This window comes from Aetokthonos hydrillicola CCALA 1050 (genome assembly GCF_017591665.1).
Taxonomy (GTDB): domain Bacteria; phylum Cyanobacteriota; class Cyanobacteriia; order Cyanobacteriales; family Nostocaceae; genus Aetokthonos; species Aetokthonos hydrillicola.
The window spans coordinates 37,153-49,506 of the sequence record NZ_JAAKGC010000055.1 but is presented as its reverse complement, the minus strand read 5'-3'; the positions used below and the strand labels follow the sequence as shown (position 1 = coordinate 49,506).

13 protein-coding genes are annotated in these 12,354 nt (G+C 39.3%); 6 read left to right on the top strand and 7 right to left on the bottom strand.

Going from position 1 to position 12,354, the window contains the following annotated elements; translation table 11 throughout:
• On the bottom strand, positions 1–1,304 hold a 1,304-nt coding region (locus tag G4P69_RS23820), incomplete at its 3' end, for an alkaline phosphatase D family protein (protein ID WP_208351630.1).
• 181 nt (positions 1,305–1,485) lie between these two features.
• Positions 1,486–2,268 carry an ion transporter gene (locus G4P69_RS23815; protein WP_208351628.1) on the bottom strand — a complete coding sequence of 261 codons (783 nt, stop codon included), beginning with the start codon at positions 2,266–2,268 and terminating at the stop codon, positions 1,486–1,488.
• A 359-nt stretch (positions 2,269–2,627) separates the two neighbouring features.
• On the opposite strand from G4P69_RS23815, the gene G4P69_RS23810 reads away from it, so the two are divergent.
• Positions 2,628–3,053, top strand: a complete 426-nt coding sequence (locus G4P69_RS23810; RefSeq protein ID WP_208351626.1) for a nucleoside deaminase — start codon at positions 2,628–2,630, stop codon at positions 3,051–3,053.
• 19 nt (positions 3,054–3,072) lie between these two features.
• Here the strand turns inward: G4P69_RS23810 and G4P69_RS23805 are convergent, their stop codons facing one another.
• Positions 3,073–3,738, bottom strand: a complete 666-nt coding sequence (locus tag G4P69_RS23805; protein WP_208351635.1) for a response regulator — start codon at positions 3,736–3,738, stop codon at positions 3,073–3,075.
• Positions 3,739–4,362: 624 nt separating this feature from the next.
• Between G4P69_RS23805 and G4P69_RS23800 the strand changes: the two genes are divergently transcribed.
• Entirely contained in the window at positions 4,363–5,181 is an 819-nt protein-coding gene (locus G4P69_RS23800; protein ID WP_208351624.1) for an SDR family NAD(P)-dependent oxidoreductase, read from the top strand.
• Positions 5,182–5,187: 6 nt separating this feature from the next.
• Here the strand turns inward: G4P69_RS23800 and G4P69_RS23795 are convergent, their stop codons facing one another.
• A complete protein-coding gene (locus G4P69_RS23795) occupies positions 5,188–6,405 on the bottom strand; it encodes a sensor histidine kinase (RefSeq protein ID WP_208351620.1) in 1,218 nt (405 codons plus the stop codon).
• A gap of 494 nt (positions 6,406–6,899) precedes the next feature.
• Here G4P69_RS23795 and sipA point away from each other — a divergent pair, with 494 nt between their 5' ends.
• Both sipA and G4P69_RS23785 read left to right on the top strand, forming a co-directional pair.
• Positions 6,900–7,139: a regulatory protein SipA gene (gene sipA / locus G4P69_RS23790; RefSeq protein ID WP_208351617.1), complete on the top strand. Its 240-nt coding sequence runs from the start codon at positions 6,900–6,902 to the stop codon at positions 7,137–7,139.
• A 56-nt stretch (positions 7,140–7,195) separates the two neighbouring features.
• Positions 7,196–7,753, top strand: a complete 558-nt coding sequence (locus G4P69_RS23785) for a peroxiredoxin (protein WP_208351615.1) — start codon at positions 7,196–7,198, stop codon at positions 7,751–7,753.
• Here G4P69_RS23785 and G4P69_RS23780 read toward each other — a convergent pair.
• Positions 7,750–8,076, bottom strand: a complete 327-nt coding sequence (locus G4P69_RS23780; RefSeq protein ID WP_208351638.1) for a hypothetical protein — start codon at positions 8,074–8,076, stop codon at positions 7,750–7,752. The genes G4P69_RS23785 and G4P69_RS23780 overlap by 4 nt on opposite strands.
• Before the next feature lie 80 nt (positions 8,077–8,156).
• On the opposite strand from G4P69_RS23780, the gene G4P69_RS23775 reads away from it, so the two are divergent.
• Positions 8,157–9,392, top strand: a complete 1,236-nt coding sequence (locus G4P69_RS23775; RefSeq protein ID WP_208351614.1) for an RNA-guided endonuclease InsQ/TnpB family protein — start codon at positions 8,157–8,159, stop codon at positions 9,390–9,392.
• A gap of 246 nt (positions 9,393–9,638) precedes the next feature.
• Entirely contained in the window at positions 9,639–10,088 is a 450-nt protein-coding gene (locus G4P69_RS23770) for a hypothetical protein (RefSeq protein WP_208351612.1), read from the top strand.
• On the opposite strand, the gene G4P69_RS23765 is transcribed toward G4P69_RS23770, so the two are convergent.
• Both G4P69_RS23765 and G4P69_RS23760 read right to left on the bottom strand, forming a co-directional pair.
• Positions 10,051–10,935, bottom strand: a complete 885-nt coding sequence (locus G4P69_RS23765) for a lysophospholipid acyltransferase family protein (protein ID WP_208351610.1) — start codon at positions 10,933–10,935, stop codon at positions 10,051–10,053. The two genes, G4P69_RS23770 and G4P69_RS23765, sit on opposite strands and share 38 nt — an antisense overlap.
• 749 nt (positions 10,936–11,684) lie before the next feature.
• A complete protein-coding gene (locus G4P69_RS23760) occupies positions 11,685–12,263 on the bottom strand; it encodes an HD domain-containing protein (protein WP_208351607.1) in 579 nt (192 codons plus the stop codon).
• Between the last annotated feature and the right edge of the window lie 91 nt (positions 12,264–12,354).

The window sequence follows — 12,354 nt, the reverse complement described above, 5'->3', positions numbered from 1 at the left end:
CTGATAGACTTGAACAATAAAGCCCGCTCAGCAGGATAACCATCCCATTGATCCAAGGTAACAAATAAATCTGGAACCGCTTGTCCTAACAATTGGGTAGCATAAGCTGACAGCACTTTAAGCTGCATGGTCATGACTTCATTCCCCCAAATCTTCCAAATTCTTGAAGACTCGGTGATTTGTTTGAGAAACCATTGACGCTGTTCCACCCCTAACATAGTTCGTGTTGGATCATAGCGCTCTTGGCAATCTGGTGTGATGTAACGCTTTTGAGAGAGATATCTTTGTTGCTGTGCTTCCAAATTATCGCATGGCGGACCATTTCTATAGAGACGTTCGTCTGTCAGCACTAATTCAAGCAAGTTACCAATTTTAAACGTGCGGTAAATTTGTATTGAATCGAGGGGGTTTTTGTCGGGATCAAAGAGGATACTAGTTGGTGTATATTCAGCCCATGCTTGATTAGCTGCTTGACGGAGGTTTGGTTTTTGGAACGAGAATTGGTCAGGCGCGTTCTCGCCAAAGCAATCATTGGCAAATTCATGATCATCCCAAATAGAGATAAATGCAACTCGCTCCCGTAAAAGTTGCAGATCTAAATCTGAGTTGTAAGTTTGGTAGAGAAATCGATAATCTTCGAGACTTGAAGCTGTTGACTCACCACTTGGTAATTGGAGGGGACGTACTCCTCTTTGAAAACTGGTATCACTCACCGTTTCGTAAATGTAGTCACCCAAAAAAACCACAAAGTCAATATCTTCTGTGGCTAAGAATTGATAGGCATTGTAGTATCCGTTTGTGTAATCTTGGCAGCTGATATAAGCAAAGCGAACACTATTTAGTTGTGCATTATTCTCTGGCAAAGTCTTAAAGCGCCCTGTTTTACTTGCTATACCCTTGTAAATGAATCGGTAATAGTATGTTGTGTAGGGTTTAAGCTTTTTAGAATCCAACCGTACCTTGAACGTATAATCCTTCGACTCGTCTGTTTGAGCAACACCGCGCAGAATTTTTGACTTAAACTCACTGTCTTTGGCTACCTCAAAAGCAATGTGAACCGGCTCAGATTCAGATGGGACAACACGAGTCCATAAGGTAATCCCGTGAGCTTGGGGATCTCCTGAAGCGACACTTTGTGGGAAAACTTTTGTGGCAAGATTAACTGTGGTAGCATTAACCGGCTCAATGTCAAAAAGTCTACTAGCTTGCAATTCATTCATTCCCAAAAGTTTAGGAATTTCCTCACCAGCACAAATAACTAAACCAGCTGCTAGTGAATACTTGAGAAAAGCTCTTCTATCCATTTATTTAAAACCTTATGATAAGTGAAACTACCGATTCATTCTCAAGTTATTCGGGACAGGTTAAGTTAAAGTAAAGAAAAATTTATTTTTTGAAGTAATTTTAAATGTGAGGGGTTAACTGCTGGCTGTTACTTGCTAGCAATAAGCTGTGAAGCTGCGCATTATTTTTACCCCCCATTCCCTAGTTTTTTCTCAGCTTTGTTCCACAAATCTTACAGAAATGAGCATCTGTATCATGAAAAGACCAACCACAACCAAAACAAACTGTTTCTACAAGGTTTGTAGTTTTGACTAACCGCTTAATTAAATCACCTACTTGCCAAGGAATTAGGGCAATCCCTGTTAAAATCATTAATACCGTCAACAACCGCCCTAATTCAGAAATTGGAGTAACGTCACCAAATCCAACGGTTGTCATTGTGACGATAGAAAAATAGAATGCATCCAAAAAAGTACGAAAAATTCTAGTGTTGACTGGATGCTCTACTTGATAAATTAAACCAGAATATACAAAAATTATCGCAAATAAAGTAAATAATATCCTTGCAAAAATTATTCCATCTTCAGTGCTAATGTTAGCAAATAAAAATTTGCGATCAATAAATCTAATCAACCGTAAAATCCTGAACCATCGTAGTAGACGAATGAATCTTGTATCAAAAGTTCCGAGGAAAAAAGGTACAATAGAAAGTAGATCTATAATCGAGTAAAAACTCAGAATGTATTTAATTTTATCTTCTGTACTCCACAGGCGTGCTAAATATTCTACAGCGAAAATTATTAATATTCCATTGTCCACAATATCCAAAGCAACCCGGGTAGAATTAGGAAGATTGTATGTTTCTAAAACAAAAATTGCTGATGAGACTAGAACTAGTGCAACGATTAATAAATTAACCGCTCTGCCTATGGGCGTTTCTAGGTCCTTTAAGTAAAATTCGGTTTGTTTCTTGTCAAAGAGCATAGTTTCAAAGGTTATTTCGGAAATCTGCTACAATTACATTGGCCTTTTAGCAGTCCTATATTCTTTGTGAAAGAACTAAGTCGTTATGTACACCCTTCTTTACCTTTCTCTAGCTTAACAAGTAACTTTATCAAAAAGAACTCAGGAGTCAGAATTCAGGAGTCAGAAGAATAAATACTGGTAAAAACCTCATCCATTGTGGATGAGAAAGGGCTTGAAACTTCTCTTAAAACACCATCCCTTTATGGGTGGTATATTCTGACTCCTGACTCCTGTATTCTGAATTCTTTTCTAACTCATGTACAGGTAGCTCTACTATAATTCTTAACGACTATCCATATCTAATACATAGAATAATAATGAAACAAGAAGACTTTATGCTCATGGCGATCGCACAAGCAAAGAAAGGGAATACGCTCTATGGTGCAGTTATTGTCAAAGACAATAAAGTTGTTGCCAGCGCTTATAATACTGTTAAACAAGATAACGATCCCTCTGCACATGCGGAAATTAACGCTATTCGCATTTTGACGGCTAAACTTAAAAATCCTTCCTTAGATGGTTATACAATATATACAACTGGTGAGCCTTGTCCCATGTGTGCTGGTGCTTGTGTTTGGTCTGGTATTTCACAAATTGTTTATGGTGCTTCCATTAAAGATTTAATTGCCTTAAAACAAGCTCAAATTGAAATATCTTGTGAAGAAGTTATTGCTAAAAGTTTTAGGAAAATAAAATTGATCAAAGGTGTTTTAAGAGAGGAATGTTTAAAATTATTTAATTAACCCCTTGTTGAATAATTTGTTAACTATGGTCATTCAAATAAGATAAATACGAATTGGCAAAAATTGCTGCTTGAGTGCGATCGCGTAACTCCAACCGATTCAGAATATTGGTAACGTGGTTCTTCACAGTACCCTCCGAAATATATAGCTGACTAGCAATCTCGCGGTTACTAGCACCAGAGGCAATTAATCGCAAAACGTCTTTTTCTCTAGGAGTCAGTTCTGCTAAGCTTGGTGGCGGAGGTGGCGGCGATGCTGCAGGTGATGTATTTGGAAATAGAGTTAAAAGTTTTTTAACTATTCCTGGTCCTAGTTGGGTATACCCTTTATAAACAGCACGAATTGCAACAGCTAACTCTTCGGAAGGCGTATCTTTAAATAGATAACCCATTGCTCCATTCTGTAACGCTGCTGTCACATATTCATCATCATCAAAAGTCGTTAGTACTAAAACTTTACTTCCTGTGAAACGGTTTTGAATTTCCTTTGTCGCTGCTACCCCATCCATAACAGGCATTCTAATATCCATCAATACCACATCAGGGTTAAATGCTTCAACTAATTTAATTGCGATTTCACCATTTTCCGCTTCTCCTACTATTTCTAAATCTTGTTCTAATTCCAGTAGAACTTTTAATCCTTGACGAATTAAACTTTGGTCATCGACAATCAAGACTTTAATCATATCATCAATCATCGTTACGCTGGTCTTGAAAGCCAAAACATGGTAGTTTTCGCTTCTTTCGTGCGCAATAGCTCCCTATTTGTGTAACCTTTAACGGGTTTCTATTTTTCTCATAGTTTACATAGTTGAGTAACAAACTACAACTGAGCTCTTACAAAACGCCCGGAATAAAGCTCCTAGGCTCAGCAACGAGGAAAACTGCTGTACGTATATTAAAGAATACCTATCATATTTTTGACCCCCTAAAGCTCTACTAGATACTGTCATTGCAAGGGTTATGCAAGGATTTTTTGTATACCTCCACGGCACTTTACTTCTGAAAGAATTGTATAGTTATATTACAATTAGCAAATTATGTTAATAAATGTTGCAAGGGCTTGATCCCATTGCTAGATTGTGTTGGAAAGCCATTTCGGCTGACATCTCACATCTAGGAGATTTACTACCCATGCTCGATATCAATCCTAGTGCTGCACTAATTTAGTTACTTGCAAAGATGACATCAAGATTGACTTGATTTGATGATGCACAGATTGTATGCACAAAAGACTTCATATAGTTGAAGTCTTTCAGTTTGACATGGGCTAAAAACCTATCGGGACCTCCACTTTAGAGGTTTGAGTTATGAATATTCAAGGAAAAACAGCTTTAATTACTGGAGCTTCTCGTGGAATTGGACGAGCGATCGCTCTAGAACTAGCGCAACAAGGAGTGAAACGCCTGTTGTTACTAGCACGAGATGCTACTCGATTAACTGAAGTAGCGATTGAAGTCGAAGCCCTTGGTGTAGAAGTCGTTACTCTACCTTTGGATCTGACTCAACTAGTAGAAGTTAACATCGCGCTGGCACAAGCTTGGCGAGATTACGGACCAATTGATCTACTGATCAACTGTGCTGGAGTGGCTTACCAAGCTCCCTTTTTACACTCTCAGTTACCACAAGTGCAGCAAGAGATCAGCGTGAATTTAATGGGAATGTATACTGTTACCCGCCTAATTGCCCGCCGCATGGCATCACAGCAGGAAGGAAGAATTATTAACGTTTCCAGCTTGATGGGTAAAGTTGCAGCCCCGACAATGGCTACTTACTCTGCCACCAAGTTTGCAATTTTAGGCTTTACCCAGGCTTTGCGTGGTGAATTAGCACCACACAATATTCGAGTGATGGCTTTATTGCCATCCTTAACAGATACGGATATGGTGCGAGAATTAAAGTGGTTTCGATGGATTATTCCTACGACTCCTGAAAAAGTCGCCCAGGCACTGGTGAAACAACTGCGTAAAGAATCACCTGAAATGTTAATAGGGTGGCAAAGTCATTTGGCTATGTGGTGTAATCGCGTTGCACCAATGCTTTTAGAGCAGATTTTATTTATGGCTGCTCCCATAAAACAAAAGCGTTATCAACGACTCAGAAATACTCGGATAACATTACGTATCTAAAGTGGTTCATTGCACTCTCAGTAAGGGGATAACAATTGTAATTTTGCAACCATAACCAGGAGAACTGTAGATATTAAAAGTTCCTCCTAGCGCTAAAGTGCGATCGCGCATACTCTGATGTCCAAAGCCAGTAGTGTTTTGAGATAAATCAAAACCAACTCCATCATCTTCAATAATCAAATGTATAGTTGTTGGAGTGCTGGTTAGTTTTAACCTAACTTCTGTAGGTTTGGCATACTTACAAATATTTGTAAACGATTCTTGGACAATGCGAAAGATAGGAGAACTCATTTCAATTGGAATAGGGTGATACAAAGCAATTTGACAAATTGGTGAAACACCAGTTGCGCGGTTAACGTTTTCTGCTAAACCCATAATTGCTTGCTCTAATGATTGACCTTGCAAAGGATTAGAACGCATAGCAGAAACTGAATGTCGTACATCTTGTAGTGCCTTAGAACCTAATTCCTTCGCCTTAGTTAAAAAACTTAAAGCCTTGAATTGGTCAGCATTCCAAAGTTTCAAAGCAGTTTCTAATTGTAAATTCAAAGCCGTGAGAGAATGTCCTAATGAATCGTGGATCTCGCGAGCTATACGGTTACGTTCTTCAAGAGTGGCTTGATTTTCAACTCGGAAAGCGTACTGCTGGAGTTTTTCGTGAGCTATTGCTAGTTGCTCTCGGCTTTTTCTCTCAGAAAGTACTGCATTCATTAATAATAAAACAAATACTAAAGCTATTCCCAACAGTAAGGCAATACTAATACAAAAAAAGACAATATGGTTTTGTTCTTGTTCTATTGATAAATGTCTGGCTTGATGTAATCTGGATTTTGTTGTTATTAAAATTGTTATCAGAAATAATAAATAAGATAGAGAAGTAACTATTAAACGCCCAAAAGAATTAAACATAAAACAACTGCGAATTACCACAATTAGATACAGAAAAGGAAACGGTGGTCCTTTGAGCAATCCATAATAGTCTGTTAATAAAATGAGTATTATTTCAATGGCTGTGTAAACTATTTTTATCTTTATGTTACTAGTCGGTAATCTTAGGCCGATTAAACCGAAAATTAATAAATTTAAAATTGTGAGTTCATAAAATTGAAGAGAATGATGATGATAATGTGTTGTTACTGTAAATGCCGCAAACGTCAGCAGTATCCACTCTAAGTAAAGCAGAAATCTAAAAGGATGATTTTTGAATTGAATTGGGGGACTCATAAATTACTTTTATTCACTTTCTTAATAGTATGTGATTAAGAACGTCATGCTTCCTAAATGGAGTATATCAAAGTGGAAATATGACTAAAGTCACGGGTTTACCCATGACTTTTTTCAAGTTGAATGATTAGAAATTTCTCAAATCGAACCTTCTCTTAAAAGAAAGTGATTAGCTGATATCTTGCACCTGGGCTGTCAGCCAGCCAGCGATTTAAATCGCTTGTTGATAGCTAAAGTCCTCTTAAGAGGACTGAGTAAGGATTTCAGTCCTTTTCAATGGACTTAAGCTATTAGCCCTACACTTAAGTGTAGGGCGGGATATCGGGCTGATTCAGTCCGGGTGCAAGATGTCAGTTAGGTTGTGACTGGAACTCAAAAAATCATCACTGAAAGCGACTCTGAGTTTAACCGCAACCACCTTTGTTCTCCCACAAGTCTATTCCATCCAATAGCAAGCTATATTTTTAGTGTAAAAGCTGTCCGACTCCATCAACATGTCTAAAGAATTTACCGTTGGAGAAAAAGTTCGCCTCGTAGTGTTACCACCCTACGTCAAAACTGCTGACCCGATGCCTATGCTACGCCCTCCAGACGTGATTGCTGTGGGTGAAGAGGGGATAGTCATTGATCGCCGTCCTGGAGGATACTGGGGTGTACGCTTTACCAAGGGAGCATTCCTTCTAGATAGCCAGTATATCGAAAGCGTAGATACAAATCGTACATCTGACCAATAGAATAAAAGTAGCGATTAATTGTAAACTTATATTAAGCTGTGATTCTGGTTTAGGCAATGATTTATCGCCGCACTTTCCTGAGCATATTACTTGCCAGTTGTTTTGCTCTCATTAGTTGGTTGCATTTACCATCGGTTGCTTACGCTTTAGGAGGTAAACTTCCTCCACTTAATCAACCCGCACCAGACTTTACTTTGCCAACTAACACTGGTGATGGCAAAATTTCTTTGTCGGAGTTCCGTGGTAAGTGGGTAGTTCTTTACTTTTATCCCAAAGATTTTACACCCGGATGCACTATAGAAGCCCGCCGCTTTCAACAAGACTTACCCCAATATTTACAAAAAAACTCTCAAATTATTGGTGTTAGTGCTGACGATGTTGATTCCCACGCCGAGTTTTGTGATTCTGAAGGACTGAAATTTCCTTTGTTAGCTGATACCACTGGCGCAGTCAGTAAAGCTTACGGTTCTTGGATGAGCTTTATATCTATGCGTCATACGTTTATCATTGATCCCCAGGGGACTCTGCGGGAGATTTTCCTTAACGTCAATCCAGCTATTCACAGCAAGGAAGTTTTGGCACGACTTAATGAATTGCAAAAAACTGCTTCTTAGCTTAAACCAAAATTCATCCCACGCTCCCCTTCGGGTGAGACGTGGGATGAATTTTGGGGCGGCGACGAAACCACCCCCATCCGAGGTTGACTACCACTCAACCAGGGTGAGGGGTGGTTGATAGCGGAGCTCTCTTCGAGTCCTCTCCCAAGGGGAGACGCCAAAGGCGAACGAGCGTCGGAGTCGCCAGCTTCAGGGATTTTCAATGAGTCTATAAACTCATCTATAACCTGAGTCATTGTCTTTTCCTTGATTGCGGCATATAAGCGCAACTTATTTAATCTTCTTTCTGATGTTCTAACTCTGATATATTTATCTTTCATTTTGTTTCCTCTTTGTTTCCTCTTTGTTTCCTCTTTATGCTATCTTATGTATAGCAATAAAAACAAGGAGGTGATCAATAGTGTTGAAGGCAATCAAGGTAAGACTATACCCAACAACAGAACAACAAGAATCACTAGCTAAGTCCTTTGGGTGTGCTAGGTGGTATTGGAATTACTCTTTAAATGAATGCATTCAACACTACGAGAAAACGGGTAAATCATTAAAGATGAGCGTTTACAAGGGAGTGTTACCTAAGCTCAAGGTAGAACATACTTGGTTGAAAGAGGATTGCTATTCATCGGTTTTACAATGCGTTGCAATCAACTTAAATAAAGCCTATTCAAATTTCTTTGAAGGGAGAGCCAAGTTTCCACGTTTTAAATCAAGGAAAGGCAAACAGTCCATCCAATATCCTCAAAACGTCACGGTGGTAAAAGAAAAGTTTTTGAAGATTCCCAAAATTGGAGAAGTAGAAGCCGTTTTCCATCGACCTATTAAAGGAACAATTAAAACTGTCACTATCTCAAAAACACCATCTGACAAGTACTTTGCTTCTGTTTTATGCTCCGTAGAGGGAACCGAGGATAATGTAGAAGGGGATAAAATTGTCGGCATTGATCTAGGGTTAAAGGATTTCGCAATCGTTCATGACGGTGAGAAGGTTGAAAAGTTTGCTAACCCTAAACACCTTAAGCGTCATGAAAAGAATCTAGCTCGTAAACAGAAGAAACATGCTCGCAAGCCATCAGGTAGTAAATCAAAAGAGAAATCAAGAAAACTAATTGCTAAGGTACACGAACGAGTTGCTAACACCCGCCAAGACTTTTTGCATAAACTAAGCAGGAAATTGGTAGACGAAAGCCAAGTTATCACAGTTGAAAACCTCAATGTGAAGGGGATGAAACGCAACCGTAAGTTATCTAAAAGTATTTCGGATGTAGGCTGGGGAATGTTTGTTAATTTCTTGGATTATAAACTACAGAAAAGAAGCGGAAAATTAATAGAAATTGATAGATTCTTCCCCAGTTCTAAAATGTGTTCTTGCTGTAATCATGTAGTTGATAAGTTAACGCTCGATATACGTCAATGGGATTGCCCAAAGTGTTTAACTCATCATGATAGAGATGGAAACGCAGCATTGAACATCAGAAATGAAGGCATCCGAATAATGAACTCCCCTGCTTGTCAGGAAGTCAATGCCGGAGGGAACCCCGGTACTGCCAGTGGAGGCAACGTAAGACCAACTAACCGTAAGGGAACGAAGGCAGTAGCCATTGAGACTGGAAGCCTACATCGACCGCTTGCGGCGATGTAGGTAGTTCACAACGAGTCATAATAAAGAGGAGTCAGGAGACAGAATTCAGGAGTCAGAATACACCACCCATAAAGAAATGGTTTTTTAAGAAAAGTTTCAACTTCTGTCTCGTCCACAGGGGGCGAGGTTTTAACAAACATTTATTCTGAACGCCACATGCTCCAAACCGGGAAACCCGTAAGGGCGCAGTGGCTCCTCCTGAATTCTGTTTGATTAAACACAGGGAACTCCTTGAAGAAGTTTAGTATGACCTTTGAACGCGAAACGACCAAGACAGAATTTGCTAAGCTGTTAGCAGATCCTCCTAAACGATTGGTGTTGCTGCGCGATGCGGAGGCATTGTTACGCCGTCCCACAGTATCAATATTAGTGTCAGTATTGCCACCAAAATTGGGAAGGAACTTGCAAACAGCCTCCTTTGTAGCAGATGACTCCTTGAACCAGCTAGCAGAAGTTGACTTAGAGAAGATTAGTGATTTTGAACTACAACCTGCTAGGGTTCGGATTGGCTTAAGCTTTGTTGGGTTCGGGGCGTTAATGATAATTGTGCTATTGCTTTATCTCAATACGCTACATCCAGAACTCAGCGCAGTTGAGCAAATTGCTAAGTATTGGCATCAATATATATGGTTTGTTAGCTTAGGCGTAACAGGTATGTTTATCTTGGGTCGAGAAGCCATGCGTCATCATTCCTAACTATGCCTTTTTCATTATCCTTAACTAAACAATCCAATTCTTGTTGCATTTGGTTACTAACCAAATCATAGCAAGCATTTACGTACTCGCGATCCCTAGCTGCTTGGTTACCATATCTTTCAAAAACTATCGGGGCGCATACGCGAGTATGAATTTGAGTAGGGAAAGGAATATTAGGTAGAGGACCAATACCTAAGCCCCAAGGTAAACCTAAATAAATGGGAAACACTTCTGGATCTATTTGGTATAACCACGGTAAGCCCCACTGATGTAACTGTTTCATGACTTCATAAAAATCACCTAAAACTATCAAAGTATCGTGTGCTCCTACAGAAATCACTGGAATAATTGGGACTTCTTCTTTCAAAGCTAGTTTAATAAAACCTTTGCGATTTGCTAGATGAATCTTATATCGTTGGCTATGAGGACGAAACATATCGTACTGTCCTCCAGGATAGACTAGCACACTCGCATCTTTAGCAAAAGCAGCACTTGCCATTTTTGGATGTGCAATAATAGCCCCAACTTTCTCGGCTAGTTTAGCTAAGGGTGGGCTCACCTTCCAAGCATAGGGATGCATGAGACCATACACTAAACGACTGGTTCCAAAGTGACGGAACCAATCATATGTCATCATTACCAAATCAGGAGAAGCCATCCCGCCATTGTGAGACCCCACCAGCAATACTTTCCCAACAGTTGGGATATGATGCCAACCATCGGTTTTTACTCGAAAGTAGTGGCGGTACAACAATTCCCATATAGGCATCAATGATTCAATAAATTCAGGATCTCGCTCTTCTAAAGACCAGCCTGGTAAAGAGGTAGGCTTTTTTTGATGACTCATAAGTCCTAACAATAAAGCAAAACTATATTGTAAATGTATAAGGTTCAATACCTTATGCGTCTACAGCAAACCATCCCAACCTTAAAGAAGAATCGGGAAGTTCGCAAATTAGTTAATAAAATTAAACAAGCCCTCACACTATTCTCCCAAACTGGAAGGATAGGTATGAGGACTAAGTACTATGACTATTCTACTAGACTTGATTTAACTCACACTGGTTGATATCGTTTATCCAAAAATTTCAGGTATCTTAGACATCCTGAGAAAAATCAAAATATATTAAAACTGTTGCTCTTCTTCATGAAACCAAATTTCAGCTAAAAGTGACAAACCAATTAGCCAAAAAAAACATAAAATCGAAAACAAAAATATTCCTGTCATTCGCTATTACCTCCATTGAGACTTTCATACCTGAAGGCTAGGGTTTTATAAAACAACAACACCCAAACAGGTAATAGCTTAGTTACTTCCTCTTTTTGCTCATAATACTCAGGGTTGCACTAGTGGATGAATTACCAAAAATTCATGAACAACTAGCTACATTGCCCCCCAGTCACTAGTATGAGGAAATATTAGCTTTCGGGTTGGGTGTTGATGTTACTTGGCTAGACAGATTGTAGTTAAACAGCGTTACTTACCTCTTGAGTTAAATTGAGCTTGTGTTCTAAGGCTGTTGAATCTGCCTTTGAAGCTAACTTGCTTCAATTACTAAAATAACACTACTAGTAATGGAGGTAGTTTTATTGCAACTAATCTTTACGTTTATAATTCTCAACAAGCGTGTTGTTTAATTGTTCCACACCTTGCTGATAAACGTCATCGAAAATTCTCTCGAGATCGGGATGAATTCCTCGTATTTGATCAATAACACTCTTTCCCCACTGAAAATACTCTTGTTTCCGCTCCGTTGACCAATCGTGGGGTGGAGATACGACCATATCCCTCAGATTACAAATTTTATCAGCAAGTTTTACCAACTTTGCCCGTTCACTTAAATGTGCCGCATGTTCTACTTGAAGCTGTTTACGTTTCTGCTGGGGTAAAGATTTATCATCAGTGACTTCTTTGACCAAATGCTGAACGTCCTTACCAAATTCTTGCTCCAACTCCTCAAAGCTTGTGTCTGTGTCCTCTACTGTGTCATGCAAGATAGCTCCCATAATGACAATAGGATCCGTTACACCTGCGGCGTTCGATAACAGCTTAGCAACAGCAATAGGGTGATTGATATAGGGAGATGCTTCCTTATCTTTACGGCGTTGATGTCGGTGCTTAGAGGCGGCAAAGTCTAAGGCTTTTAATATTAGCCCAATATGTTCGGGTTCCATGTGTATGTTAGGGGAGATGAGCGCGTTAAATAACAATTCGATTCTGGCATTTGTGTTTAGGGATACATCTAAAATGGAACCAATCAGAGCA

Excerpts from the sequence above, each read along its gene's own strand:
- G4P69_RS23815 (WP_208351628.1), bottom strand. The coding sequence starts at position 2,268 with ATGCTCTTTGACAAGAAACAAACCGAATTTTACTTAAAGGACCTAGAA.
- G4P69_RS23810 (WP_208351626.1), top strand. The coding sequence starts at position 2,628 with ATGAAACAAGAAGACTTTATGCTCATGGCGATCGCACAAGCAAAGAAA.
- G4P69_RS23805 (WP_208351635.1), bottom strand. The coding sequence starts at position 3,738 with ATGATTAAAGTCTTGATTGTCGATGACCAAAGTTTAATTCGTCAAGGA.
- G4P69_RS23800 (WP_208351624.1), top strand. The coding sequence starts at position 4,363 with ATGAATATTCAAGGAAAAACAGCTTTAATTACTGGAGCTTCTCGTGGA.
- G4P69_RS23795 (WP_208351620.1), bottom strand. The coding sequence starts at position 6,405 with ATGAGTCCCCCAATTCAATTCAAAAATCATCCTTTTAGATTTCTGCTT.
- sipA (WP_208351617.1), top strand. The coding sequence starts at position 6,900 with ATGTCTAAAGAATTTACCGTTGGAGAAAAAGTTCGCCTCGTAGTGTTA.
- G4P69_RS23785 (WP_208351615.1), top strand. The coding sequence starts at position 7,196 with ATGATTTATCGCCGCACTTTCCTGAGCATATTACTTGCCAGTTGTTTT.
- G4P69_RS23780 (WP_208351638.1), bottom strand. The coding sequence starts at position 8,076 with ATGAAAGATAAATATATCAGAGTTAGAACATCAGAAAGAAGATTAAAT.
- G4P69_RS23770 (WP_208351612.1), top strand. The coding sequence starts at position 9,639 with ATGACCTTTGAACGCGAAACGACCAAGACAGAATTTGCTAAGCTGTTA.
- G4P69_RS23765 (WP_208351610.1), bottom strand. The coding sequence starts at position 10,935 with ATGAGTCATCAAAAAAAGCCTACCTCTTTACCAGGCTGGTCTTTAGAA.
- G4P69_RS23760 (WP_208351607.1), bottom strand. The coding sequence starts at position 12,263 with ATGGAACCCGAACATATTGGGCTAATATTAAAAGCCTTAGACTTTGCC.